This window comes from Fulvitalea axinellae, from assembly GCF_036492835.1.
Classification (GTDB): domain Bacteria; phylum Bacteroidota; class Bacteroidia; order Cytophagales; family Cyclobacteriaceae; genus Fulvitalea; species Fulvitalea axinellae.
This window is the reverse complement of record NZ_AP025315.1, coordinates 36,534-63,312: the sequence shown is the minus strand read 5'-3', so window position 1 is coordinate 63,312 and position 26,779 is coordinate 36,534. Positions and strand designations below refer to the sequence as shown.

Genomic DNA, 26,779 nt, shown 5'->3' with positions numbered 1-26,779 from the left:
TCTACAACATTATATTATAGCCTACTATGAGCAGTATTAGCGACAAAATAAAAGAGAAACCTTGGCTTGGCTGGGTACTTTTTCTGGGGACGATGGGAATCGTTTTCGTTCTCGGTCTTTTCGCGTCGGAAGTAACCGAACGCCGTGCTGAGGCCACTGTGGCTTATGCGCCAAACCGTGAAATCGATCAGTTTGACCCGCGTAACAGCGTTTGGGGAAAGGCTTACCCTCGTGAATACGAGTCTTGGAAAGCCACTGAAGACACAACCTTTAAGAGTAAGCACATGAGCAGCGCCCGTGAGGACATGCTCGAAAAGAACCCTAACCTTGTGATTCTGTGGGCGGGTTATGGCTTCTCTAAGGAATATAACACACCACGTGGTCACTACTACGCAATCACCGACCTTCAGGAAATTCAGCGTACGGGTGCCCCTACGGGACCTAATGACGGACCGATGCCTAGCACTTGCTGGACTTGTAAGTCTCCGGACGTTCCTCGTTTGATGAACGAGAAGGGCGTAGCCGAATTCTACAAAGGAAAGTGGGCCAGCAAAGGTTCTGAAGTAGTTAACCCTATCGGTTGCGGTGACTGCCACGACTCTAAGACTATGGACCTCCGCATCAGCCGTCCTGCTTTGATCGAAGGTATGAAGGCAATGGGTAAAGACATCAACAAAGCGACGAATCAGGAGATGCGTTCTTTGGTTTGCGCCCAGTGTCACGTAGAGTACTACTTCGACGGTAGCGACAAGAGCAAAGGAAAGTACTTGACTTTCCCATGGAAAGAAGGCCAGACCGTTGAGGACATGGAGCGTTACTACGACAACCTCGAATTCAAAGACTGGACTCACAAAATCAGCCGTGCTCCGATGTTGAAAGCGCAACACCCAGGTTACGAAATCTACAAGATGGGTATCCACGGACAGCGCGGTGTTTCTTGCGCCGACTGCCACATGCCTTACACTTCTGAAGGCGGAGTTAAATTCACTGACCACCAGATCAACAGCCCATTGGCTAAGATCGACAAGTCTTGCCAGGTTTGTCACCGTGAAGATGCTGAGGAACTCAAGTCTAATGTTTACGCTAACCAAGACCGTGTAGACGATCTTAAGATGCGCGTAGAGCCGTTGATCGTTAAAGCTCACTACGAAGCTGGTAAAGCTTGGGAACTCGGAGCTACTGAAGCGGAAATGAAGCCGATTCTGAAGTTGATCCGTCACGCTCAGTGGAGATGGGATTACGCTGTAGCTTCGCACGGTGCGTCTGCTCACGCTCCTGTTGAGATGACTCGCGTATTGGGATCCTCACTTGACAAGGCTCAGGAAGCCCGTATGTTGCTGGCTCGCCTCTTGGCTACCAAAGGTTTCATCGGCGAGGTTGAGATTCCGGACATCTCTACTAAAGAGAAAGCGCAGCGCGCTATCGGACTTGATCCTGACAAAATGAGAGAGACAAAAGACCGTTTCCTCAAGACTTTGGTACCTGAATGGATCAAGAAAGCCGAAGAGCGTCACAGCAAGCTCCAGCCACGTGTAGAAGGTGGTGACCAGATTCCTCACTTCGAGCACGATACTGAGAAAATCTAATCGCTTTTACGACGTTAATTAAGTGACTGAAAAATAAACCTCACTGTCAGACAGATTTCCGTCTGGCGGTAATATTCGGAGAGCGGGACGCGATCCCGCTCTCTTTGTTCCCAAACCATCAACAATCAACCAAAACTAACTATGGGTACCGCAACTAAGCAACGTCGCCCGTTATGGTCCTTCCCATGGGCCTACCGTGAAGGCTTTGTAGTGTCCTTTGGCCTCTTGGTCACCGGCTTTATGCTGGAGGGGATTTCCGCGAATACTTCGACTGATTTCGCTTTGCGCTGGCCAACCAACCTCTTTGTAGGACTTGGATTTACGGCATTCGTGGCGCTGGTATATTTCAGGTGGCGCAAAAACCCGATTATCAAATGGCTTTCAGGCGTTCCCGCCGCCATCACGTCCACGGCTCTTATGGGCATATTGGTAGTGATTTTGGGCATTTTGCCCCAAGGCGTTCCCGCCGAAGAAGGAGGACTGGTAGCCCGTTTCGGACTAAACCAGATGACGACTTCCTGGCCGTTTCTCTTCGCCATGGGCTTTTTTATGCTGACCCTTGGCTTTGCCTCTCTCAAAAGAATTTACCCCGTTCGCAAGAACAACTTCGGATACCTTCTTAACCACCTCGGTTTGTGGATCACATTGCTGGCGGCCATGCTCGGCAGTGGCGATCTGATCAGGCTTACCATGGACCTTTATGAGGGGAAACCCGAATGGAGAGCCACGGACATTGAGGGGAATATGTACGAAATGCCGTTGGCCCTCAAGCTTGAGGATTTCAACATCGAGCAGTACCGCCCCAAAGTGGCCATTGTGGACAACAAGGACGGAAAACTTCGTCCAAGTGGGGCTCCGCATATGGTGTTGATCGAACACGAGGGAATCGAAGGAAAATTGCTGGACAACACCGTGAAGGTGCTCAAGTATCTGCCTTCGGCCAAACGTGTAGGCGACCGTTACGAAAGGGTAAATGAAGTGGGAGCCGGACCGGCAGCTCTAGTGAGCATTACCGGACCAGACGGCAAGGCAAGTGAGGCTTGGATCTCCTGCGGGAGTTTCATGATGATGCCCGAGGCCATGACACTCAGTGATGAATACTCGGTGGTAATGACCGCTCCGGAGCCGAAGAAATTCAGTTCCGAGCTCAAGATAATGACCCCCGACGGAAAAGAGACCGAAGCTACCGTAGAGGTGAACAGCCCTTACGCTATAGACGGATGGAAACTCTACCAGCTTAGCTACAATTCTCAGATGGGCAAATGGTCCAATCTCAGTGTAGTCGAACTGGTGCGCGACCCTTGGTTGCCCGTTGTGTATTTCGGAGTGTTTATGATGATCTTCGGATCCTTGTATATCCTTTGGGTAGGAAAAGGAATCGGGGAGAAAGTAGGAAACGCTGTCAAGAAAGCCGTAGATAAGCCTTTGGAAAAAGAGGCCGCTTAGTCGCTAGTATTAAGTATTCGGTGACAGGCACACATTGCCTGTTGAATACCAGATGCCTAATACCATAAAGTATTACCCATAACCAAAAACTGACATTATGATGACTTGGGAAACCTTTCCGTACTTCGCCGGCATATCATCACTCCTTTGGCTTGCCGGATTAGGACTGGTCTACGCTTCGGCGAATCATTCCAAGCGAAAACTGGCCGGTGAGGGCTTCATTTTGGCTGGAATAGTCCTGATGACTGTCTTTATCGCTGGATTCTGGATTAACCTCGACCGTCCTCCATTACGGACGCTCGGCGAAACCCGGCTTTGGTACGCGTTCTTCCTGCCCATAATCGGCTGGGGAACATACCGACGCTGGAAATATGACTGGATTCTGGCTTATAGCCTCGGACTTGCTATCATGTTCCTTGGCATTAACTTCCTGAATCCGGAGACACACAACAAAACCCTGATGCCCGCTTTGCGGAGCCCGTGGTTTGTGCCGCACGTTATCGTTTACATCTTCGCTTACGCTATGTTGGGCGCCTCTTCCATAGTGGCGGTCCGCGGTTTGTGGAAGCGTGGAAAGAGCCTCGAGTTGTTGCCTATGGCCGACAACCTCGTGTATATCGGCTTCGCCTTCTTGACTTTGGGCTTGCTTTTCGGAGCACTTTGGGCAAAAGAGGCTTGGGGCCATTACTGGACTTGGGACCCGAAAGAGACTTGGGCCTTCCTTACTTGGATCGCCTACCTTAGCTATATCCATTACCGCAGTCATCACCCGAAAAAGGAGACTGCCGCTATGTGGACATTGGCCTTGGCTTTCGTAGTACTTTTGGCTTGCTGGTTCGGGGTTAACTATATGCCTTCGGCACAAACGAGCGTGCACACTTATACGCAATAATTTAGCACTGTGGTAGGGGCGATATTAATAAACGGGCGTGATCGTCTGCCTACCATTTTTCGAAAAGAATACTAACTGTCTAACGGATATGAAAAAACGTATATCACTTCTCTTTTTAGCCTTCTTGGGCCTTGGACTCGCCAGTGAGACCAAAGCGCAGGAGATTAAGATTGACGCGCAAATCCGTCCGCGTGCGGAATTTGGCAACGGCGTTAAAGGACTTCAGGCGAAGGATGTGGAAGGCGTTTTCGGCGTTTCGCAACGTACTCGTCTTAACTTCAACTTCACGAACGAAAACCTCAAGATCGGTATCTCTTTGCAGGATGTCCGTATGTGGGGCGATACCAAGACGGCCGTAAAAGGCGATGGCGCTAAGACTTCGATTGCGCAGGCTTGGGCGGAATATGCGTTCAACGACAAATTTGCCTTTAAGATTGGTCGCCAAGCGCTTTCGTATGATGATCAGCGTGTACTCGGCGGGCTCGATTGGGCGCAGCAGGGCCGTTGGCACGATGCCTTGTTGTTCAAATACAAGGCTGAAGGCTTCCAGATGCACTTGGGCGGTGCCTACAACGACACTTCCGATCCAATGTTTAACGATTACAAGGATCTGCACATGGCTTGGTTCTCGAAAGACCTCGGTGACCTGAACCTGACCGCTTTGTTATTGAACGTCGGCAAAAAGACTGATGACCCTACTAATCCAGCTAACGAGCCTAGCACTAAGTACATGCAGACTTTTGGTCTGAACGGTAAGTACGCCGTAGGCGATCTTAAATTGGCGGCGTCGGCATATTTGCAGACCGGTGAGATCATGAGAGGCAATAATGTCCATGATGTAAGCGCCAACCAGTTCGCCCTTCGCGCCGACTACAAGGTGTCTGACGTATTCGGATTGCACGGTGGTTTTGAGCACCTCTCTGGAATGGACTCAAACAAAGGAGGCGCCGAGTCGGACGACTTCAAAAGCTTCACTCCGATCTTCGGTACAAACCACAAGTTCAACGGTTTTATGGACTACTTCTACGTAGGCAACCATGTTGGAAGCGTGGGTCTTCAGGACATCTACTTCGGACCAACGTTTAAAGTGAACGAGAAGCTTAGCACTAAGCTTACTTACCACTACTTCGCTTCTAGCGCTGACTTGTACAATACTGAAAACGTTAAGCAAGACGCCGGTCTCGGTTCTGAAGTGGACTTGACATTCGCTTACACGCTTTCTAAAGACATCAAAATCGTGGGTGGTTACTCGCAGATGTTCGCTTCTGACTCAATGGAAGTACTCAAAGGCGGTGACGCTGACGAGACCCAAAACTGGGCTTGGCTGATGATCAATATCAACCCGACTATCTTCTACTCTAAGAAATAAGTCTATATAAGTCAAGGCCATGGGGCCTTGGTTCCGTAATCCTTAACCCGGCAAATTGCCGGGTTTTTTTGTTGCCCAAAGCTTAGTCCAACACGTAAGATTGTCCCTGTTTCTGCCCGGAAACCTAATGATCCTTCCCTTAAATTAATATCGGATACAATACAAAATCATACTAACAAACACCTAAACCCAATTAATCATGAGCTTAAAATATTATCTAAGGGAAAACAAACTTACAGCCGAAAACCCCAACGACCAGATCGCTCAAGTAGACATAGCCAAGTCACATGATCTGGATTCTGTAGTGTCCGAGATGGTAAAACGTGGTTCCACTACCACCCGTACTGATATTCTGGCCGTACTTAACGAGTACCATGAAGTAGTCAAAGACCTCATCAGCCAAGGCGAAGGAGTACGCTTGCCTTTGGTTAATGTATCTTATTCCATCTCAGGGGTATTTGAGGGCGAAGATGACACCTTCGATCCAGAGCGCCACACACTTAAACTTCGTATGCAACCTCCGAACGAAGTCAAAGAAGTTCTACAGAAAATCTCGATGATCAAGACAGAAAGCCAAAGTACCGACGCACGTATCAAAACTGTGGAAAACGGCAATACCGGTGTGTCTGATGATACGATCAATTCATCAGGAATAATAACCGTAAAAGGCAACCGCCTGAAGGTGGATGCGGAAAATCCCGAATGCGGGCTGTACCTTTTGTCTGAAGACGGCCACGAATTCACGGTCTTACGCTACCTCGAAAACAGGCCTCAACGTTTGATGGCGTTACTGCCTGAATTGCCAGCGGGTAAGTATGCGTTGGAAGTCCGGACATTACCTGCCAGTAACAAGAATATCCGCAAAGCACGCTATGAGCATGACCTGACGGTTTCTTGATGCAGTACACACTCCGTTTTGATGTAAGGCCCGCCGAAAAGCGGGTCTTTTTAATTTGTTGCTATCAAAAAACTATACGGTAGTATAGCGACTTACCCACACTACCGTATAACTGTATACTGATACGGTAGTGTAAGTAGGCCGCTATACCCTAGTCTTGGGGTACCTTATACGCTCGTCTCAAGGTATGTTATACTCTCGTATGGCTATACCCTTATACCCTAGTATAAGACACCCCTATACGAGAGTATCGGGTAGTGCATGACTAGGGTATTATGAGTGGAGCCCGCTAAACGTTGTTTTAAAAGTGGTGAAGGCTAATTCAATATATATCGGTGGTTTCAGGTTTGAAAGATTGAGATCCTATATCTGGTAAAATGATCTTCATAAAAGAAGATTGACCGACATACTTTGAATTCTAAGCTTTATAATGACATTCTGACTCTACAAAGTGACAATTTTTCTGTGTTAGGATAATGGCAAAGGCTTGATTGTGACAATTTTACAGAAATTGAACTTTGGTTTTCTGTTTGCAATACACAAGATGAAACTTTTGTTTAACCAATAAAATTATTCATCATGACACTAGTTAGAATAGCAAACCCTTACTCGGACTTGGTGGATCGTTTCTTAGACAACGAGTTGTTTAATTGGTCGAACAGGAATCATTCCCGTGCCAATACCACTGTTCCTGCGGTAAATGTAAAAGAAGATTCCGACCGTTTTTTGGTCTCGATGGCCGCGCCTGGTTTAGAGAGAGAAAACTTCAATGTGGAGTTGAACAACAACCTTCTAACGATCTCCTGCGAAACGTCCGATAAAGATGAGCAACGCGAAGGCGAGACAGTTTTGAGGTCAGAGTACAGCTATCAATCCTTTTCCAGATCGTTCACCTTACCGACTTCGGTCAAAGAAGACGATATTAGCGCCACATACAATAGCGGAGTATTGGAAGTGGTTTTGCCGAAGCGGGAAGAAGCCAAGCCAAAGCCGACTCGCCTAATTGAAATTGTGTAGCGGATGGGGCTATAAATTGCCTTTTTCTTGGTAACGTAAATGATGGTTTAATATAATACAGACAGTAAAACTGAAATAAAGAGTCATGTTAGAACATCAGAAAGTTGTTTTAAAAGCGGTGAGCGATGACGCTCTTCTGTTTGAGAAAGAATTGATGAAGTCTTTAAACTGGCTGAATGATATGGAGCAAGAGGAATTTAAAAAGTGGGTCAGGGCTAGGTTTGGACAGCTTTACCCTTTCCTCATCGAACAAATTTGTTGATGGTTTATGTACAGGCACGGTAATATTTATCGTGCCTGTATTGTAATAATGGATACTTCCCGCATGTTAATGCGAAGTTTTTTTGTCCCGTACCAAGTGAAAGACTTTTTAATTATAATTCAGCTTTAAATCTTTAGTGCCTTATCATAGAGCGTAGAGGGGTAACAGTGACGGTTATTGATGTATAAAAATGCGTAAATAGTTATAATATGGCCTCACTTGGAATAATGAACATCCCCATATAGCCAAAGTTATATAGCCGATTCCGCCTTTTAGATGTCGCTGGGGGAAGGGGTAGGTATGTTGGAGAGACTGAAACGGAGAAGGCGTAAGCCACAACAGCAGAAGGAGGAGGAAGGAGTAGCGTTAGGAAAGATGCCTCCCGCAATCCCAATAGCTGCTGAAGAGGACTGGCTTGATGTGGGAGATAGCGAGTCCTTGAAAACATGGGTAGGGCAGAGTAAGGCTCCCACAGGTTTACGTCGTCATCTAAAGAGGTTTTGGTCTGAGGAGGAGAAGCGGGGGGAGGTGTTTGCGAAATATTACCCTGTCAATGAACCCAATGATCCTGAATATATGCCAAAGTACCTTGGTGTAGTGGAACAGGAATTTAAAGACTTTAAGCTGTTGAAAGCTGCGATACCAGACGATGAAGTTTTTGAAGAAGCTAAAACAGCTATGGAAACACTGTTAAGGGAATCCAAAGCCCATTTTGCTTCCAATGTTGATGTTCACTCAACCCCTCAACCCGACAAAGCAGAAACCTATGCGATAATCAGGGAGTTCGTCCAGGCTAAAGCCAAGGATCTGGAAGGAATTTCATTCGCCCAACCTTACTTGGAAGCGATTACGCATATGACCTTTAACTGCGGCTATATTGAACAGATTAAAAATCATCTACTCAGGATAGTTGCTCAGTGTAGAGAAAAGGCGGGATTTGACAAGCTTGATGAAAATGAATAAACTGGTACAAAGTGTCCTGATCGTACCAGTTTTCTGCTTTCATTATATCTTAAAACTATTATCCCCTTATTCCATTAACCAACCTTTCGCCACTTCCTCTTCATCAAGGTGAAACGCTCTGACCGCCAATCCCGGCAACAGGTGCCCGTACACGGGGGCGAATTTGGCTAACCATTGGGCGTCGGTTAGCAGGGCGCATTTATCTATTCGGCCCACGGACATCAAGTCTGTCTGGAAACCTTTGATGAGAGAGGTAAGGCTATCCACTCCTTTGAAATGCTCGATTACACACAGCAAGCTGATCTTTTCGCCTTTAGCCGTATCTTTCAATAGCTTTTGCAGTTCGGTGATCTTATCTTTAGTAAGGGTTCCGTATAGCCGGCAGGTGTAAATCCGCGTACCCATCAAATGAGTCAGGTCAATGCTGGAAAGCGTCTCGGCGGGTTTTTCCCTTAGCCACTCCAGCGCTTCCCCACGCTCCGTCGAAGCAAATTTTTTGATACTCATTCCCTGAGCCAGAAAGTCACCTATCGGCACCGCTGTGTCAATCCACGGCAGATCCGACACTATAGCGTAACGCTCGATCATATCCAGGGCCTTAAGCTTTGTTTTCATCAACAGCCCGAAAGTTTCCAGATCGTCAAAGCCAGCCATATCCTTGACTTCTCCAAGCAACTTTATCCTTTGGCCTTCCTGCTTTTTCTTCTCCAATACTTCGTAGAATACCCGCAGGCTTTCCTTATCTATTTTGCCGTCAATAGTGAAGGCGTATACGTTGTCGGTTCCTGTTTTCTCGAAGTGGATCATCGCTTTATCTTTTGTCGTATTGTTTGTATCGGTAAGGGGGCGGTTTTCTCAGAGCACTCTGGTATTATCAGGTATATTCACAGAGTTTATTCTTAGGGTGTAGCACTCATTTGACTATTACCTTGCGGGCATTTCGCCCGTCTTTGGTCCAGACCAACAAGGTGTATACGCCCTTGCGCAGTTCCAGCTCGGCTTCTTTCTTTTGGTGCTGGGCATATACGGCCTCATATACTACCCGCCCGCCAAGGTCAACTACCCGTAGCATCTCTATATTGTTTCGGGCCGAAACGTTCACGTATCCGTCGGAAGACGGGACAGGGAACACACTCAAAGCCGGTTCCACATTCCCGACGGTAAGTAATTCGGGCATAATCGTAAAGCCCGCTATCTTAAATCCCGAATTAAATCGGCCCGTCTCGGCTACTGACGCTTTTATATAAAAGACGCCCGTACCGGTTACGGTCACCTGATTTCCTTCTAGGCTTCCGTTGCCGTCTCCGCTTACAATTTCATAAGTTATGGCCCCGTCAGAGTTGGAATGAGCCATAAGCGTAAAGCCTCCGTCGTTTAGGCTACGAGTTTGGTCGTTGAAATCCATGATAGACGGATCGGCCCGCTCTACGGTAATGGTGGCCGTCTTGCTGAACGGCTCATAATTACGAGTGCCTTGTCCGCTGGCCCTTATCACGCTTTGGCCGGAGGTGAGCGCCATAACGGTAGAACCCTGAAGCGTAACCGACTCGCCGGAAACCAACTGGTAATCAATGGCTCCATCATAGTCGGTCTGAAGCGCAATGGAAAACATAGGGTCGCCGAAGATTATCGTGCGGTCACCGAAGTTTCCGAAATCGGCCGTGGCCTTAATCACCGTCACCGTAAAAGTGGCGCTGGCAGCGAGATACTTATCTGTTTCCGCAAGGCTGGCGGTTACGTTCACCGTTCCGGTGTTCAGCAACTCGATGGAGTGATCCAGAATACGTATGACGTCATCATTCCCATCAATACTAAAGACAAAAGAGGCGTCGGAGTCGGTATTTAGGTTAAGCCCTACCATGTCTTTTCCATAGGGTAGCGTCACATCGTTCGCCCCCGTTATCTGTGCCGGCGATTTACGTATATCATAAACTACGTCGCTATCGATAGCCGCATAGCGGTCCGTTTCGGCCAAACTCAAACGTACCGTGACCGCACCGGCTTTAAGCGGTGTCAGCTTATCGCCTTCCAAGTCGGCGAACTCTTGCCCAGCGATTATCTCATACTCTGGACTGGCGTCCGAATCTGACATACCGTCCAGTTCGACTGGTTGCGGGCTATAAACCAAAGCGACATTGTTCCAATTAGTAATATTCGGGGTGGCCCTGTTTACTGTAACAGTTATCGTCTTCTCATACTCTTTGTACTGTTCGGTTTCTAGGGTATAAGCCCTAAGCGTTGCCTGCCCGGCTTTTAGGGTAACGATGGTATTGTTGTTAAGATTGATCACATCAGAGCCGTCCGCTAGTTCGAGGGAAAGCGCTCCGTTGGAGTTAGTGGTAGGGTTTATCGTTTGGTCCGTATCTCCATAGGTTAATATGATATCCGAGAAGTCATTGATCTCGGGTACGGCCTTTTCCACTACTATAGTCGCTATTCTTTCGGCTCCTAAGTATCGGTCATTAGGAGGGACGAAAGCCCTTACTCTGGCACTGCCGGCTTCAAGTGTATTAAGAATATCGCCGTTTACACTTAATACGTTAAAGCCTTGATGCACTTCGTACTGTACTTGTTCGTTGGAGGTTGTGCCGGCTGTCAGCTGGATGGATTCGGGAGTGTAAGTCAACAATCTGTTTTCCCAGGAGAATATACTCGCCGGCGCTTTGTTGACCGTTACCGTCACGGTGCTGTCCATTGCCAAATACCTGTCTGTTTCCGGGTACAAGGCCCTTACCATAGCCTGGCCAGCTTTAACGGTAGTCAGTGCGTCGCCGGTTATTTGGACAATTTGGTCCCCGTCGGTTACTGAGAAATCCGGTGTGGCGTCGGAGTTGCTTTGCGGGCTCAGGATATGAGGTTGGTTATCGTAAGTCAGGTCAAAATTATCCCAGTTACCGAATACAGTTGGAGCTTTGGCCACTGTGAAAGTAACCGTAAGCCCAGCGCTAGTGTAGCGGTCGGTCTGCGGGACAAAAGCCCGAACCTCGGCTTGTCCGGCCTTCAGCATAGTAAAGGAGGGGTTGCCTAAGCTTATAATATCTTCGCCCGAGATTATCGTATACTTTACGCCAGTATCAGAGTTCGAGCCAGCGTCAAGAGGCAAGGGAGTGTCATCGTATACCAGATGTGGCTTATCGGTCCAGTTTAGGATTGTAGCCTGCGCTCTTTGAACACTGATAGGCACCAGTAGCTCGGATGCCTGATAACGATCCGTGGCTGGTGTGAATACCCGCAATGTGGCATTGCCGTAACGCAAAATCTCCAACGTTTCTCCGTCCAGTTCCACCCCCGTGTATCCGTCCGTAAGTTGGTATTGTACGGGAGTGTCCGAGTTGCTGGTATAAGGCAAAAAGTAGTCGGGATCGCCGTAGGTGAAGTCCAGACCCGCTGGTCCGCTGATGGTTGCTGTAGCTCCGTTAACGGTAACCGTTGAGGTATGGGCACGGTGAGTGTACCTGTCCGTTTGCGCCACTGAAGCTCTAATTCTAGCCACTCCGTCTTTTAGGGCGGTTATCTGATTATTGGCTAGAGAGATTACATCACCGCCTTCCAAGATTTCATATACTATCGGAGCGTCAGAATTCGTATTGGCGTTCAATGTATGCGCTGGGCCCCCGTAAGTAAGGGTAACATCCGGGAAATTATGGATAGTGGCGCTAGCCCTATGCGAGGTAACGGTCACTACCTGCTCATGATGATTATACCGATTCGTTTGATGGACTCTGGCGAGTAAATGGGCGGTTCCGGCTTTCTGGGCATGTACCGTATGATGGTTCAAAGCGATGACATCCGCCCCTCCTATAATATGGTAAGTGACAGGGCTGTCGGAGTTGGAAGTAGCGGTAAGGTTATGACCGCTATCACCGTAAGTAACCTCAAAATTGGCGAAGTTCTGGATCGTAGCATTCGCTCTATGAACTGTTACCTGAAAGTCTTGGTGAGTGCCGTGAAAGTTAGCGGATTCGGGAACCGCGGCCCTTACGGTAGTCGTTCCGACATGTTGTGTATGTAGGAATTCCCCACCTACCGTAACCGAGTGCGAACCGCCACCCACAACCCCATAATGCACTTGGTGGCCGGAACTTGACGTGCCCGTAAGCCGGGTAGGGGTGGTGGAATAAGTTAAGGTCAGGTTGGCGACGTTGCTGATCGTCTGAGTGGCTTTGTCGATATGTAAGACGGCGTCTGTATGATGAGCGTGGTAAGTATCCGTTTGGGCTACACTGGCCCGTATAGTCACGGTTCCAGCTCCGTGAATATCCACCCTTTGGTTGTGCGAATGCGAAAGACTAATCGCGTTTGTGTTTCCTCCGTGAATGGAGTATGTTACGGGGCTGTCTGAATTGGTAGTGCTGTGTAGGTTGAAATGCGAATCGCCGAAGGTTTTGTTTATGTTGTTGAATGTAAGAGTGGGAGTGATGCGCCTTCCGTGGCCACGAAGGTTTAGCCTGAATGACGGATGGGAATAATCATCGCTGTGTATCGTTACGTGAGCGTGATGTTCGCTGTGGTCTGTTGGCCTAAAATCCACTTGGAAGGATGTGCTTCCGCCAGGGGCAATTACAGTGGAAAGTGTTCCTTGATGAAGCCTGAACATATCTGGGCTACCCCCTGACAATAAAAGAGGGTGGTTTCCATTACTGGAGATAGTGAGAGTTTCATCTCCATTATTCTCCAAGTGTACTGTCACTTGGTTATGGGCGTCAATATCCACGTCTCCAAAATCGATCTGATGGCCGCTATCTATATAATTGTTATCAATGCGGACCCTCAGATCGGGCCTTGCGAAGTCTATTTTTCTGACTCTATCATTGCCTTCGTCGGCTATGTAAAGATCGCCCTCTGCATCAAGCTCAAGGGAGTATACATCACTGATTTGTGCATTGACGGCTAACCCATTATCCCCGGAAAAAGCGTCGGTCCCATCACCGGCAATAGTGCTTATCCCTCCGTTAGGATCTACGGCTCTGATACGATAGTTCCCTGCGTCAGCGATATATAGCGTACCGTCACGAGCCACGGCTATATCACGAGGATTGGAGAGTTGTGCTAAAGTTGCCGCATTACCATCCCCTGAGAAACCGTTGGAACCAGTGCCAGCTACCGTACGAATTATGCCATCCGTTCCGATAGTCCGTATTCTGTGGTTCCGGCTATCGGTGATAAATATGACTCCGTTCTGATCTACCTTTACACCTATCGGAAAGTGCAATTGCGCAGCGGTAGCCTGACCTCCATCTCCGTTTCCGCCTACGCTTCCCGTTCCAGCTATGGTATTAATAATACCGTTGCCATCCACTTTCCGGATCCTGTGGTTACTCAGGTCGCTTATAATCAGGTTTCCGTCTCCGTCAATAGTTATGCCTTCAGGAAAATGAATCTCGGCGGAAGTGGCTGGGCCTCCGTCTCCCGAATAGCCAAATTGCCCGTAAATTCCGGCTACGGAAGTGATCACTCCGTCTGTCGCCACTTTTCGGATGGTTCCGTGACTTCGGTCACTGATATATAATTCACCGGCGCTGTTAAAAGCGATTTCGAACGGTAGAAGTATGCTGGCGTCTGTGGCCTGTCCGCCATCTCCGTATTGTTGGGCTTGGGAGGCGGAACCTCCTCCGGCAAATGTGCTAATGGTTCCGTCCGTGGCTATTTTGCGTATACGGTTGTTTTGTCGGTCGGCGAAGTAAATGTTCCCTTGGCTATCGATGGCTAATCCCGACGGTGAGTGCATTGCGGCCGATGTGGCCGGTCCGCCGTCACCTGAAAAACCGCCGGTACCGTTGCCCGCCACGGTGGTGATGGTCTGCGCCGACAGACTTGTGACGCCCCAAACCAAAAAAGCCAGAAGCAGTACGGTTAGCCTTGAAAACATATTATATTATCTTTTAAAATAAATGTTTTGCTTTGGAACTAACCAGTACGGGTTCTTGTTTCGGTGTTTGTGATTCTAGTCTAGTTGTAGGCGGTGGTGAAAAGGAAGGAACAAAAAAAGGAAGCCTGTGCGAAACAGGCTTCCTTAGAATTTATTTGAGATGGGATTAGCAGGGAAAATTACTTTTCGATTTCCCTCAGGTTCTCCATCTTTTTGTGTTTCAAGAAATCGTCGATGCCTTCGAAATGCTCAAGGATCCGTTGGTTCCCGAATTCGAATACCTTGTCGGCCAAACCGCTGAGGAAGTCCCGGTCGTGAGAGACGAGGATCAATGTTCCGTCGAATTTGAGCAAGGCTTCCTTCAGGATGTCCTTAGTCTTCATATCGAGGTGGTTGGTCGGTTCGTCAAGGATCAGGATATTGGCCGGTTCCAGCAGGAGTTTGATCATGGCCAAACGGGTTTTTTCCCCGCCGGAAAGCACCTTGACTTTTTTCTGGGAAATATCGCCACCGAACATGAACGCGCCGAGAATATTCTTGATCTGGTTACGGATTTCTCCTTTGGCCGCGTCGTCTACAGTTTGGAATATGGTAAGGTTCTCGTCAAGCAAGGAGGCTTGGTTCTGCGCGAAATAGCCGATCCTGGCATTTGGTACAATTTCCATTTCGCCCTCAAAACCGATCTCGCCCATGATCGCCTTGATCATAGTAGATTTACCTGCGCCGTTTTTACCCACAAAAGCAACACGCTCTCCCTTTTCGATAATCACGGATGCGTTTTTGAATACGGTATGGTCTCCGTAGCTCTTACTTACGTCAACGGCCCTGACAGGATATTTTCCACTATGCGGAGCGGGCGGAAAACGCAACTTCAACGCCGACGTATCGATTTCGTCCACTTCTATTAGTTCCAGCTTTTCGAGCATTTTAACCCTTGACTGCACCTGCAAGGTCTTGGAGTAAGTCCCTTTGAACCTTTCGATAAAGGCCTGTGTCTCGGCTATAAACTTCTGCTGTTCGTCATAAGCCTTTTGCTGTTGCTCACGGCGCTCTTTACGAAGTTCCAGATAATGCGAGTAGTTTACTTTATAATCGTAAGCCTTACCCATAGTAACCTCGATGGTGCGGTTGGTAACGGCATCTACGAAAGCACGGTCGTGCGAGATTACGATTACGGCCTTAGCACGATTTACCAAGAAATCTTCCAACCACTGAATCGAATCGATGTCGAGGTGGTTGGTCGGTTCGTCCATCAGGATCAGGTCCGGCTTCTGAAGTAGAATCTTGGCCAACTCCACACGCATCCGCCATCCGCCACTGAAAGCGCTGGTAGGTTTCTGAAAATCTTCGCGCACAAAACCCAACCCGAGCAAAGCCTTTTCCACTTCGGCCTCGTAGTTCACTTCCTCAAGGGCGTAATACTTTTCGCTAAGGTCCGAAACCCGCTCGATCACCTTCATGTAACTTTCCGATTCATAATCGGTACGAGTTTCGAGCTCTTTGTTCAAAGCCTCCATCTCGTCGCGCATGGCGAACACCGAAGCGAAAGCCTTCGACGCTTCCTCCATTACGGTGCAGTCGTCTTCCATCAGCAAATGCTGAGGCAAATATGCGATTACGGCGTCTTTGGGAGCCGAGATACCGCCTTTGGTAGGTTTCTGAATACCGGCGATAATCTTCATCAGGGTGGACTTTCCGGCCCCGTTTTTACCCATCAGGGCTATTTTGTCCGTTTCGTTTACCACGAAGGAAATGTCGCTGAACAAAGTCGAACCGCTAAACTCAACGGTTAAGGCGTCTACCGAAATCATAATTCGTCGTCTGGTTTATCTCGGCAAAGATACGCCAGAAGGCGCTATAATAAAGGCTTGAGACGTAAAATGGCACTGTAAGTCGCCTGTTGTTGAAAAGAGAACGTTGAAAATTCACATTGTATCACAATTCTCTGCTTTAGGCATAGATTCAATGGTTTTGTTCATAGCATATTCATATTGTCAGCTATGGATTGACTATTTTTAACAGTCATTTTTGACGATTATAATCGCATCTGATTTATTAAACAAAAGATCGTAACACTTCCATGTATGTTTAAAGCCGAATTGAAAAGTAGACAAGACGAAGATATCTGCGTCTCGGTAACATTAGATAATCATAGTAAAAATTATATCTGCGAATGCGGTGATGCTTCGGGTCTGACGGTAAAAGATTGTCAAGACGCTGAAGCCATTTTCATAAGTCACGCTCATATTGACCATTTTGTGAACTTTGATTCGTTGATTCGCCACCAGATAGGGACTGAAAAACGGATTGTGGTTTGTGGTCCACAAGATATCACCGAGCGTGTTACTCACAAATTACTTGCCTATACTTGGAATTTGATCGAAGCGGGGTCAGTTGAATATGAAATACGGGAAATATCCGAATCTGGAATAAAGAGGACCCTTCTGGCTCCGCCAAATTGGGAACCCATTACGCTTCCTGATCTGGATTTGCCTTTGGGCCAAATATTTTCGAACGAACGTTTTGCCGTCCATTTTACCATTTTGGATCACAAAACACCTTCCGTAGCTTATCTTTTCCAAGAATTCGACAGTGTAAATATCAATCTCAAAAACGGAAAATTCAGGGGCGGTCCTTGGATCCGGGAATTAAAGGAAGCTTTTGTGAATGATCAAAAGAACAGAGAAATCACAATAGGGGAAAAGGCATTCGAAGCCCAAGAGCTTTTTTATCTTTTGGAAATCAAAAGAGGGTATAAGCTAGGGATAAAAATGGACCACGCTCCGAATGAAGAAAACCACTCCAAGATCAAAGCGCTCTTCTCAAGTAGCGATAAGGTTTTAATCGAATCGTTTTATAACTGAACTTTCGCTCTCCCTGCATTTGGGAGAGCGATTCTTAATGAATATATTTCAGGCCGACCGCAAGGCGTCAAGTTCTTCCATGGCAGCCTTTATCATCTTCAAATACAATTTTGATTTTATCGCAAAGTGATTCAGCTTCTCCTTAACCTTCAGTTTTTCCAGTTTTATGTAGGCGATCATGGAAGCGAAGATGTGGTTCAATTGGGTAATCTCCATCTTTGTGGGAGACTTGCCTAACATCGTGTTTTGCTTGAGCGACTTATGGAACTCCTCGACTTTCCACCGTTTTTGGTAGATCGCTACGATATCCTCGAAAGCCATGTTCTCCCCGTTGGTAACCAGCCATTGTTCCGCGGTCGACCGGTCCCTGTTTGTAAAGACTTGTTTGGCGAGCGTGACAGGAAAATCAACTCCCTTGACCCACACCCGCTTCACTTGACCGCTTTCAATAGGCGCATCCGAAACGTGAATGAATTTGCCCTCGTTTTTGTCCTTTTCGCTCATTGCTATATTCCTGTTGCTCTTCAGCGGGCAAACGAAAACCTTCTTGAGCTTGTAATGAATATACTTCAGCGTATCGCTGGCGGTGAACCACGTATCGAAAAGAATGTACCTGAAAACCAGTTTGTTCAGAAAGTTTAGACGGTGTAAAACTTCCAGTACCATCTCATTTTTCGTTTTCTCGCTTTTACGCTTTTCCTTCCCGTTCTTGTCTATGTATTTCACCGTCTTGTGGACGATCTCATAAGCGACCGGACAGTTAACCGTTTGTCCTTCCACGGTATTGCTCAGAAGAAAGTTAAGGGAGTTGATCCCTTTGACCGCTTTGCCTACAGTATGGTCGAAATGATAAGCTACGATGTCGTTTTCCGAGGAATGAGGCTTGTGGACAATGCAATCGTCGATACTCAAAACCGCCTCTTCGCCCTCAATACTCCTGGCGAAAGACTTCACCTCTTTCCAAAAAGCCTTTTGGTCCATGTCCGGTTGCTTGAGGAGGTCGCTGAAATAATCATGGGGAATCTGATTGTCCAAAGATGCTGAGAGCCCTGTTGAGGTGGCTTGCCCTCGACTGGCAATAAGATAATCCGTGTATAATTCAAATCCGTCTCTCCTTTTCATTTTTCAAAAATCGGTCACTTATCATATAATTTCCAAAATTGCAATAGGAAAGGCGAGCGAAAGGTCAGTTATAAAACAGAGGATAAGGATTTTGCTATAAAAAATTACCATAGCTACGCCGATGCCTCGGGGAAAATAATGAAAGAATGTGGTGTAAAAGAAGCCGTTCCTGTTCACTTTTCGAGAAAATACAAAAAAGATGAAATAGAGGCTTTAACCGAAGAATTTTATAAGGCATTTGGAGGCTGAATCAAGGACTAAAAAATAAAGCGGGGAATTCCCCGCTTTTTATAAAAACGTACTCAAAGTATTGGGATTACTTTTCTTCTTGAGTAAATAAATCTTGCTCGTTTTCTTTTTGCATACGATTCATTTGCTCTTGAGTGGCCAAGAGTTCTTCCATGTTCTGGCGCATTTCCTCTTCTTGGGAGGCCATCTGTTTTGCCTGCTCTTCTGTTTCCTTTAAAAGCTTCTTTGTTTTTTCGTTTACTTCCAAATAAGAAAGAGTTCCCGCTATCGCTTCGGAAAGCTTTTTAATGAATTCGATATGGTGTTCTTCGAATACTTTGAATCCGGCCAATTCTATTATACCATATACTTGGCCGTCCATCATTAAAGGTACGATAAGGATTGCTTTCGGCAGGGCTTGTCCCAATCCCGATGTTATATTGACGTAATCGTCGGGAACTTCGGTCATGCGGATTATGTCTTTTTCAAGGCACGCTTGTCCTGCCAAACCTTCGCCAAACGCAATAGTAGATTTTCTGAATTTTTTTCTGCCAAACGCATAGCATGAACGCATTATAAGTTTTGGCTCATCTTCTATCTCCGATACAGTATACAATGCCCCTTGGTTGGCGTCCATATACTTGACCAGATCACGTAAAACATTATCGCTAAGCTTATCAATATTGTCGGAGTATTTCCGGAGTTTATGCGAAAAGTCCGCAATTCCCTCCGTTATCCATCGGCGGTTTTTGTCTTGGGTTTGGTACTGCAATAACGACTCTTTCATCTTGAGCAAAGAGTTGCCTAATGCGTTATTCTTGTGGAAGTAGTATTCTGTTTTGTAATTTCCGTTACCAATATCATTAGAGAACTGGCACATCGAAAGAAAAGAATCCGCTATCTTTTCAAACGATAGTTTTATTTCGTGGAATTCCTTTACGCTTGATCCCAGATTTAGTTCTTTCAATTTATTAGGATCCCCTTGAACCATATAATCCGCCAACTTATATAAGGCGGCAACATTACCGGTCATAGTCCTTGTGCGACTTACGGTAATAACGATGATGATAAGCCCTATAAGTAACTGAATTCCTGCCGCTATCCCAACCGAGGCTTTCGCCTCCGAAATCGATTCATTAACGGAACTGGTAATAACCATAACCCAGCCGTTTTCCATTACCTTGGAGAAGATGTATCGATCATCACCTTGAATGGAATAAACGCCCGAATAATTTAGCCCCTTCTTTTGTTTAGAATGGTATTCCCCGCAACCAGGCATTTCCGTAAAAGGCTTTGAAATAAGGTAACGATATTCATCGATATCCCAGATTCCTCTATGGTCCTTGGCGAACATATAAGAGAGTAAGCCTTCTTCGTTGATTAAATATATCCAGTCACCTTCATGGGCGGCGGTGGCTATGTTTTTGTCAAAGTCATACCCCTTGATGTCGAAGATGACCACGGCTTTTTCACCTGTATTTAGATCCAACCGCTCCAGTATGCGCAAAGTATTATCATCCATGATAATAGAATGTCGCACTTTATTTTTTGAGAGAAACAGGTTGGAAGAGCTTAAAATTTCAGTGTCAACTTTTTTCGGTCCTGAAGAAGAATACACTGTATCATTCAATAAAAGTTGTATGCTAGCCAAAACAGAAGATTCCTCTTTTTCCAATTTCCGATTGGAGATCAGATTGACTCCTTGTTCAGACTCTTTTATGAATATTTGTATATTTTCTAGTCTAAGAGAGTCTTTCCTGTTGGTTAAAATACGTTCTAAATATGGGTTGGAGACAAAACTTGACAAAGAGTGCTCAAAGGTTCCGAATTCTTTTTCTAATGAAGTGGTTAGGTAGTTTCCTTGGCTAGGCAAAGTTTGGTTTATAATATGAGATTTTATATTGTCTGTTATATACCAATACCCAAAAGCGTTACCAATAATAACCACCGCTAATATCCCTGTCGAGATCCAAGATGTGGCTACTGCTTTGAAAGAATAGAGTTTTGGTCCTTCTAAGCCCTTTTTATTCATGGTTGTGTTCTTTTAACGTGCGAACCGAGTTGTTTCAAACAAAAAATAATCGCATCCCCGTCAATTGTATTGATCTGTGGGACTTGAGTGCTCTCTTGAGCTAGTTTTTATGTTGTATACATATATGAGATTGGGTTCACGCGTGCGAAGGTAGTGCGCTTTCGTTTTAAAACAAATAGTGCGGAAAGTGATAAAGTTACTGACAGATTCTAAAATATGATAAATCAAGGAAACTATAATTTTTGAAGGATGATTAGTGCGGATGCATTCCTCAAGCAGACAGGGGGTGAGTTCAGTTTTAGAGAAATAAAAAGGAAACTAAAGTGGAAAAAGCCTGAACGAATCTATTTTGTTTTCGTAAGAAACATTTTTTTAAGAAAATTAAGGAAGTAAACTATTGAAATAGTGTTGACAATGTTTTAGCCCTGGGAAGCCCCTTGAAAAAACGTATTTGGGAGGTTTAAACAGAAAGTAATAAGAGAGTTATAGTACGGAGGTGTCGTAGCAAAGTCTGATAAAAATTAGATTGAAAAATGTTGATTGTCATGTTTTGTTTGTTTCAATCGCATAATTCCTTAGCTTCGCCATCGAAATGCGAAATGGACTCTCGTACATATTCCTTTTTCTATACTCCATGGCTATGCTTCGCCCTTTGGCTCCGTATATCGAATTCGAGCTGAGGAAAGATTATATCCGAGAGTTTCTTTGTATTAATAAAGAAAAACCGATTACAATCTGCGGAGGCCAATGCTATTTGGGAAAACAGATTGAGCGACAATCGGAATCGGAGACGGCGGAAGCTTCTTTGAGTCTTAATATAAAAGATTATCCTTTGGCTCTGCTTCTGGAAGGTGAAACTTTACCAAAAGCGGAAATAGGTGTTGACAAGTTCTATCCGAAATATACGGAACCGGCGTATTCCGAGCCGTTGTCCGATTTTTTAAAACCGCCCCAAAACCTTATCTGATCTTCAATCCAGAAACATGCTGTATACTTGCTTGTCCATACTATTTGGACAGATGGAATACTTATGTTCTTTTCCGTGGAGTTAATTGGATAAGACTTTTGTTTCTGAATACTTATATCCTAATTTATCCTGAAAACACAAAATCAGGACTGGAATAGTATACTCTATATTTACCTGAATTAGAATAAGATGAGAAAGGTTTTTATCTTTTTTGGAATCATATATTTGTTGGTTGTTTTAGGCAAAAACGAGACGTTTGCGCAGTATACAGCCAAGGGCAGGATATTGGATTATAACAATCAAGAAGCTATAGTGGGAGCGACAATCACACTAGTAGGTACTAAGGCAAAAGGTTCTGTTTCGGATAACCAAGGTCGGTTTCGCTTAGAAGTTCCTTCGTCAACATCTCGCATTCAAATCCAAAGCTTAGGCTATAAACCGCAGACTATCCGTGCGGATGAATGCGCAACTATCAGGCTAAATCCCATGACTTTAGAGCTTGAAGACCTAGTGGTAACCGCAAGCCGTGACGCGCAAAAACGAAGTGATGTCCCGGCTGCTATAAGTACACTAAGCCCGAAACGAATGGAACAATATCGCCCGTCCCGACTTGACGAGGTGCTTAATTCTGTTCCAGGCGTTTATATGAGTCCGTTAGGTGGCGAACAGCATATGATGAGTATCCGTCAACCGATTTCCACCAAAAGTCTTTTCCTGTATCTGGAAGATGGAATGCCTATCCGGCCGACGGGTAATTTTAACCATAATGCCTTACTGGAAATGAATATGGCGATCACCCAATCCGTGGAAGTTCTCCGTGGGCCGGCTTCGTCCATTTATGGAAGCGAAGCTGTCGGTGGGGCGATAAATATGATTACGATTACTCCCGAAGGCCAGTTTAACGGGAATATTACCGCCCGTGTTAGTGATAGAGGATTTTATCGTAGTGATGTTACTCTATCCGGAAAAAACAATAAGCTTGGGTATGCGCTTGGGGGCTATGTGGCTAGGCAAATTGACGGTGTTCGCGATCATAGTGATATGGAAAAAAACGCAATAAGCCTTAAACTAACTTATGACCTAAATGACAAGACCGAACTTTGGTCCACCACATCAATAATTGATTATCGGGCGGATATGTCGGGATCATTAGATAAGGAAAATTTCGAAAGTGAAGAGTATTCAACGTTATACACGTTTACTGAAAGATTAGCAAAAGCATTTCGTCAACGATTGCAAATAGACCATCAGTGGAGTACCTATTCAAAAACAAGTGTGGCCTTTGTTTATCGTAACAATATAAGTGATCAAACCCCGAGCTATAGAATAAAAAATAATAGGCAAGACCCGCTGAAAGCAACGGGAGAAATGAACGAAAATCACTTTCAGAGTTACGTGTTCTGGCTACAACACGTGCAGAAACTCCCGGCTTTAAAATCAACTCTGCGTATAGGCGGAAATATCGATTATTCACCAATGACATATTTCGCCGAACGAATCGATATCACACGAAACGAAGACGGTATTTATACGTCCTTTACTCGCCCTAATGTCACTTTGCTTGATTATGAAACCGATATCAATAACAAAGCGCTGTATTCGCAATTGGATATCCGTCCGCTCAATAAGCTTAAACTAGTGTTGGGATTGAGGTACGATCATTTCGGGTATCAATTCGATAATAACCTAAAAGCTGGAGATAATATTTCTGGTGACGACAATGACCATCAAAGCAAAATAACGCCAAGAGCCGGGCTTACTTATGATTTCGGAAACGACCGTATTCTGTACGCTAATTTTAGTCAAGGTTTTATACCTCCAAGCGTTAATGAGATTTATAGAAAAACGGCTGAAAAACAGAATCTGAACCCAGCCAGATTCAATAATTATGAATTAGGAACATGGTTGAAATTTTTGGACGGAAAGGCAAGCCTAGACCTTAGTCTCTATTGGATGCGAGGCAAAGATGAGATTATAAGTGTTTACGATGAGGTTCGTGGTTTTATCAACAATAACGCCGGCTCTACCGAACATATGGGGATTGAATATGGGCTAAGTTATAAGCCATTTTCATTAACGGAGATTAGGCTTTCCGGGAATATTTCAAAGCACAAATACTTGAAATATTTTGAGGCGAAATCTAACACAGAGGGCCAAGTTATCCGATCAGATTTTGATGATAACGATATGCCCGGCGCGCCAAGTTGGGTGAACAATTTATCGGTAACACAAAAAATGCCTTTTTATTCTAATTGGACTTGGCTAATAGAATGGCAACACGTAGGGCCATATTATAGCGATAATGCGAATAATAGCGAATACAAAGGTTATGATGTTTTTAACCTGCGCAGCAACTGTCGGTTCGGTCGTATTTCTGTTTGGGCTCAGTTACTAAATTTAACTGACAAGCTATACGCTACGCGGGTAAGTAACAGTGGCTGGGGTGAAAAATACACACCAGGAGCCCCACGAACTTTCTTAGTGGGAATAGAATACCGATTCGGAGGGAACCGGTAAATTTTCACCTATCCCACATTCTAGAAAAATACGGAACCAACCCCATACTCTAATTTGGGCATGGTTCCGTACGTCCTAAACTTTCCTATCGAATAAAATATTATGAAAGATAAAAAGAAGAAACCGGCCGTATGGTTAGGGTGGTTTTATCGTTGGCACAGACGCTTTGCTATTGTGGGATCTATCCCCGTTATTCTTTGGTGTCTTAGTGGTTTGGCTCATCCCTTTATGGCCAATTTTTTCCCGACCAAACCTGCAAAACGAATATACGTTTCCCGACATTCAACTGATGGAATAATAGGTTTGTCAGAAATAATAAAGACAAACCCTAGTTTAGACTTTACAAACGTAAGGTTCGTAAATCTTCAAGGTAATACATGTTATCAAATTCATATTGAGGGAGATTCGTCTATTTACATAGATGCGACTACAGGAACTGTAATATCTAACGGCGAAAATAAATACGCCATTCAACTAGCCCGATATTTTATAGCTGATTCCGTATCCGGAATTGAATCTGTTAGGCGAGTGGATAAATACGGCAACGATTATCCGATTATAAATAGGCTTTTACCCGTTTATGAGATCTCTTTCCAAAGAGCGGATAATATGAAAGTATATGTCCATACTCTTTCGGATAGTTTAGGGACTGTTTCGGATCGAAAACGAAGCGTGTTTAAATGGTTTTTCAATATTTTTCATAAATGGGAATGGTTAATAGGTTCGGGGCTCCGGATTCCGATAATACTCATTTTTACAGGATTAATGTTTCTGGTTTCGGTTTCCGGGTTATTTATTTACGGAATAGGATGGAGACGATTCAGATCAACAAAAGGCAAAAGTTCATTGTCAAAAAAACGATCCCGACATCGTCTATTAGGTCTAAGCTCAAGCGTGTTTTTCCTTATGTTTTCATATAGTGGATTTTATCACGCTTATATGAAAATCACACCCGATTTACGTCATTTAAGTAAATACAAAACCTCTATTCCTTCTGAATCTATCAAATCTGATTTATTGTATTTACTCGATAGTTGTAAATCCGATCAATTCGATATCGTTCGTTTTAAAGGAAAAAGTTTTTTTCGAATTGCAGTATCAAAAAATAAGAGAGCCAAGAAAAATGAATATTTGTACTTTAATACTACTGACGGTAAACCGATAACAGATGGGCCACGGACATATGCCCTCTTTTTGGCCGAGACTTTCGGTGCTCCTGCCAAGGATCAATTACTTTCAATCGAACTAGTAAATCGATTCGGTGGCGAATACGGTTTTGTCAATAAACGGTTACCGGTCTATAAGCTCCAATATCGAACAGCTGGTCATTCAACTTTTTATATCGATACCAAACGAGGTAAACTTGCTGCCCGGATAAATGACAGCGATAGAAGGGAAGGTTTTACTTTCGCTTTTCTGCATAAGTTCCATATGCTTGATTTCCTTGGAAAAAAGGGGCGAGACGGGATTATTTCCCTAGTGGTTTTATTTATTCTTTTTGTGACTTGTCATGCTTTATGGCAATTAATAATTAGACGAAGAGAAAGGAAATCCAATTCTAACAAGCCCAATAAATGTGTGAAACAAGATGAATCGCTTGTTAAAACCTGATTGCGCCTTTATCGTTAACGCCTTTAGAAAGAACCAATGGAGGCTAGTTTTCTTCTAATATGGAACATCCTAAAATTTATAATACCGAATCGTTAATAAACGCTTATCTGAGGAGTGAGGGTAAATCACACATCAATCCGGTGTTAAGTGATTTCTTTTGTATCCGTTTGGAAGAAATTAATCCCTTTGTAGATTATCCAATAAGGCCTTCTGTTGTCAAAAGCGCCACTCTGATTTATATCACGGCCGGAACTTTCTGTATCACGTTAGGCTCCGAACATTTTGAGGTAAAACCCGGACATGTTTTGCTAATCCAGGCCAACAAAGTGTTTTCCGTCGAAATTATGGACGATGATATACGGGGGTATACTTGTCATTTCCACCCGGATATGTTGGCCGGACATATCGGAAATCGTTTGGACTGTCTGGATATACTGGATACTTGGAGCGCTTCGGAATTCACTTTAGATGAAGACAGGGCCCGATTTTTCGAAAATATTTATTTACGCCTTTATCATGAATATTATTCGGAATACCCTAGCCAAGAAATAATCCAGGCCTATTTACTTGCCCTTTTATTTGAGCTAAACGGTATTCCAGGTTCTCGATTTTCCTCCGAAAACAAGACGGCTGCAAGGCTAACCCATACGTTTAAACACCAACTTTCAGAAAGCTTGGCAGACGGGATTACATTACGGGATTTAGCCGAGCGCCTTAATGTATCTCAAAACTACCTGAATCGTTGTGTAAGAGAAGTCACAGGAATGACAGCCACGATGATGATTGATAAAGCGAGACTTTTGAAGGCGAAAAACCTGTTGCGCCAAACCAACCTGTCAGTAGGAAGAATAGCGGAGTCTGTAGGGATATACGATTCTTCATATTTTAGCCGGTTTTTTAAAAAACACGAAGGTTTGACGCCCAAGCAATTCCGTAACAAAGAACCAAAATCCTGAATTCCGCCCGGATTGTCCTGATTTTTAGTATTGCCTAAAGCGACCTTTGTGTGGTCAGCTAATGACAAAAGCAGTGCAACGTAAACAGCAAAGGGTGATAAGGAAAGGCCTCTAGGTCATAGTCTTTGCCGTTAAACGGTTTTCGGCTCAAAACCAATTTATCGGCAATGTAGTCTTTCT

18 protein-coding genes are annotated in these 26,779 nt (G+C 45.0%); 13 read left to right on the top strand and 5 right to left on the bottom strand.

What is annotated here, in order from left to right:
* Positions 1-26 precede the first annotated feature (26 nt).
* The 8 genes from nrfA to AABK39_RS19150 all read left to right on the top strand — a co-directional run bounded on the left by nrfA (position 27) and on the right by AABK39_RS19150 (position 8,433).
* Positions 27-1,586, top strand: a complete 1,560-nt coding sequence (gene nrfA / locus AABK39_RS19185) for an ammonia-forming cytochrome c nitrite reductase (RefSeq protein WP_338394925.1) — start codon at positions 27-29, stop codon at positions 1,584-1,586.
* 141 nt (positions 1,587-1,727) lie between these two features.
* Positions 1,728-3,032, top strand: coding sequence for a cytochrome c biogenesis protein ResB (locus AABK39_RS19180; protein ID WP_338394924.1), 1,305 nt, complete (start codon positions 1,728-1,730; stop codon positions 3,030-3,032).
* A 100-nt stretch (positions 3,033-3,132) separates the two neighbouring features.
* Positions 3,133-3,924 carry a cytochrome c biogenesis protein gene (locus AABK39_RS19175; protein WP_338395061.1) on the top strand — a complete coding sequence of 264 codons (792 nt, stop codon included), beginning with the start codon at positions 3,133-3,135 and terminating at the stop codon, positions 3,922-3,924.
* A gap of 88 nt (positions 3,925-4,012) precedes the next feature.
* On the top strand, positions 4,013-5,293 hold the full coding sequence (locus AABK39_RS19170; RefSeq protein ID WP_338394923.1) for an alginate export family protein: 1,281 nt from the start codon (positions 4,013-4,015) through the stop codon (positions 5,291-5,293).
* Positions 5,294-5,492: 199 nt separating this feature from the next.
* Positions 5,493-6,191 carry an HU family DNA-binding protein gene (locus AABK39_RS19165; RefSeq protein WP_338394922.1) on the top strand — a complete coding sequence of 233 codons (699 nt, stop codon included), beginning with the start codon at positions 5,493-5,495 and terminating at the stop codon, positions 6,189-6,191.
* 579 nt (positions 6,192-6,770) lie between these two features.
* Entirely contained in the window at positions 6,771-7,208 is a 438-nt protein-coding gene (locus AABK39_RS19160; protein ID WP_338394921.1) for an Hsp20/alpha crystallin family protein, read from the top strand.
* An 85-nt stretch (positions 7,209-7,293) separates the two neighbouring features.
* Positions 7,294-7,470, top strand: a complete 177-nt coding sequence (locus AABK39_RS19155; protein ID WP_338394920.1) for a hypothetical protein — start codon at positions 7,294-7,296, stop codon at positions 7,468-7,470.
* Between the two features lie 300 nt (positions 7,471-7,770).
* Positions 7,771-8,433, top strand: a complete 663-nt coding sequence (locus AABK39_RS19150) for a hypothetical protein (RefSeq protein ID WP_338394919.1) — start codon at positions 7,771-7,773, stop codon at positions 8,431-8,433.
* A 66-nt stretch (positions 8,434-8,499) separates the two neighbouring features.
* Here the strand turns inward: AABK39_RS19150 and AABK39_RS19145 are convergent, their stop codons facing one another.
* From AABK39_RS19145 to AABK39_RS19135, 3 genes are all read right to left on the bottom strand, one after another.
* Complete coding sequence (locus AABK39_RS19145; RefSeq protein ID WP_338394918.1) at positions 8,500-9,240, bottom strand: SpoIIAA family protein; 741 nt, start codon at positions 9,238-9,240, stop codon at positions 8,500-8,502.
* 106 nt (positions 9,241-9,346) lie between these two features.
* Positions 9,347-14,302: an NHL domain-containing protein gene (locus AABK39_RS19140; protein ID WP_338394917.1), complete on the bottom strand. Its 4,956-nt coding sequence runs from the start codon at positions 14,300-14,302 to the stop codon at positions 9,347-9,349.
* A gap of 179 nt (positions 14,303-14,481) precedes the next feature.
* Positions 14,482-16,113, bottom strand: a complete 1,632-nt coding sequence (locus AABK39_RS19135) for an ABC-F family ATP-binding cassette domain-containing protein (RefSeq protein WP_338394916.1) — start codon at positions 16,111-16,113, stop codon at positions 14,482-14,484.
* Positions 16,114-16,386: 273 nt separating this feature from the next.
* Here AABK39_RS19135 and AABK39_RS19130 point away from each other — a divergent pair, with 273 nt between their 5' ends.
* Positions 16,387-17,166 carry an MBL fold metallo-hydrolase gene (locus AABK39_RS19130; protein ID WP_338394915.1) on the top strand — a complete coding sequence of 260 codons (780 nt, stop codon included), beginning with the start codon at positions 16,387-16,389 and terminating at the stop codon, positions 17,164-17,166.
* 48 nt (positions 17,167-17,214) lie between these two features.
* On the opposite strand, the gene AABK39_RS19125 is transcribed toward AABK39_RS19130, so the two are convergent.
* Together AABK39_RS19125 and AABK39_RS19120 are read right to left on the bottom strand one after the other, a co-directional pair.
* Positions 17,215-18,288 carry an IS701 family transposase gene (locus AABK39_RS19125; protein WP_338392425.1) on the bottom strand — a complete coding sequence of 358 codons (1,074 nt, stop codon included), beginning with the start codon at positions 18,286-18,288 and terminating at the stop codon, positions 17,215-17,217.
* A 316-nt stretch (positions 18,289-18,604) separates the two neighbouring features.
* Entirely contained in the window at positions 18,605-20,038 is a 1,434-nt protein-coding gene (locus AABK39_RS19120) for a GAF domain-containing protein (RefSeq protein ID WP_338394914.1), read from the bottom strand.
* A gap of 1,150 nt (positions 20,039-21,188) precedes the next feature.
* On the opposite strand from AABK39_RS19120, the gene AABK39_RS19115 reads away from it, so the two are divergent.
* The 4 genes from AABK39_RS19115 (at position 21,189) to AABK39_RS19100 (ending at position 26,599) form a co-directional block, all read left to right on the top strand.
* The gene (locus AABK39_RS19115) at positions 21,189-21,515 is read left to right on the top strand and encodes a hypothetical protein (RefSeq protein WP_338394913.1); all 327 of its coding nucleotides are present in this window, start codon (positions 21,189-21,191) and stop codon (positions 21,513-21,515) included.
* Between the two features lie 285 nt (positions 21,516-21,800).
* Positions 21,801-24,032 carry a TonB-dependent receptor gene (locus AABK39_RS19110; protein WP_338394912.1) on the top strand — a complete coding sequence of 744 codons (2,232 nt, stop codon included), beginning with the start codon at positions 21,801-21,803 and terminating at the stop codon, positions 24,030-24,032.
* A gap of 102 nt (positions 24,033-24,134) precedes the next feature.
* On the top strand, positions 24,135-25,643 hold the full coding sequence (locus AABK39_RS19105) for a PepSY-associated TM helix domain-containing protein (RefSeq protein ID WP_338394911.1): 1,509 nt from the start codon (positions 24,135-24,137) through the stop codon (positions 25,641-25,643).
* Positions 25,644-25,702: 59 nt separating this feature from the next.
* The gene (locus AABK39_RS19100) at positions 25,703-26,599 is read left to right on the top strand and encodes a helix-turn-helix domain-containing protein (RefSeq protein ID WP_338394910.1); all 897 of its coding nucleotides are present in this window, start codon (positions 25,703-25,705) and stop codon (positions 26,597-26,599) included.
* Positions 26,600-26,779 lie beyond the last annotated feature (180 nt).

Coding starts and splice junctions, on each gene's coding strand:
- nrfA (WP_338394925.1), top strand. CDS start 27: ATGAGCAGTATTAGCGACAAAATAAAAGAGAAACCTTGGCTTGGCTGG.
- AABK39_RS19180 (WP_338394924.1), top strand. CDS start 1,728: ATGGGTACCGCAACTAAGCAACGTCGCCCGTTATGGTCCTTCCCATGG.
- AABK39_RS19175 (WP_338395061.1), top strand. CDS start 3,133: ATGACTTGGGAAACCTTTCCGTACTTCGCCGGCATATCATCACTCCTT.
- AABK39_RS19170 (WP_338394923.1), top strand. CDS start 4,013: ATGAAAAAACGTATATCACTTCTCTTTTTAGCCTTCTTGGGCCTTGGA.
- AABK39_RS19165 (WP_338394922.1), top strand. CDS start 5,493: ATGAGCTTAAAATATTATCTAAGGGAAAACAAACTTACAGCCGAAAAC.
- AABK39_RS19160 (WP_338394921.1), top strand. CDS start 6,771: ATGACACTAGTTAGAATAGCAAACCCTTACTCGGACTTGGTGGATCGT.
- AABK39_RS19155 (WP_338394920.1), top strand. CDS start 7,294: ATGTTAGAACATCAGAAAGTTGTTTTAAAAGCGGTGAGCGATGACGCT.
- AABK39_RS19150 (WP_338394919.1), top strand. CDS start 7,771: ATGTTGGAGAGACTGAAACGGAGAAGGCGTAAGCCACAACAGCAGAAG.
- AABK39_RS19145 (WP_338394918.1), bottom strand. CDS start 9,240: ATGATCCACTTCGAGAAAACAGGAACCGACAACGTATACGCCTTCACT.
- AABK39_RS19140 (WP_338394917.1), bottom strand. CDS start 14,302: ATGTTTTCAAGGCTAACCGTACTGCTTCTGGCTTTTTTGGTTTGGGGC.
- AABK39_RS19135 (WP_338394916.1), bottom strand. CDS start 16,113: ATGATTTCGGTAGACGCCTTAACCGTTGAGTTTAGCGGTTCGACTTTG.
- AABK39_RS19130 (WP_338394915.1), top strand. CDS start 16,387: ATGTTTAAAGCCGAATTGAAAAGTAGACAAGACGAAGATATCTGCGTC.
- AABK39_RS19125 (WP_338392425.1), bottom strand. CDS start 18,288: ATGAAAAGGAGAGACGGATTTGAATTATACACGGATTATCTTATTGCC.
- AABK39_RS19120 (WP_338394914.1), bottom strand. CDS start 20,038: ATGGATGATAATACTTTGCGCATACTGGAGCGGTTGGATCTAAATACA.
- AABK39_RS19115 (WP_338394913.1), top strand. CDS start 21,189: ATGCTTCGCCCTTTGGCTCCGTATATCGAATTCGAGCTGAGGAAAGAT.
- AABK39_RS19105 (WP_338394911.1), top strand. CDS start 24,135: ATGAAAGATAAAAAGAAGAAACCGGCCGTATGGTTAGGGTGGTTTTAT.
- AABK39_RS19100 (WP_338394910.1), top strand. CDS start 25,703: ATGGAACATCCTAAAATTTATAATACCGAATCGTTAATAAACGCTTAT.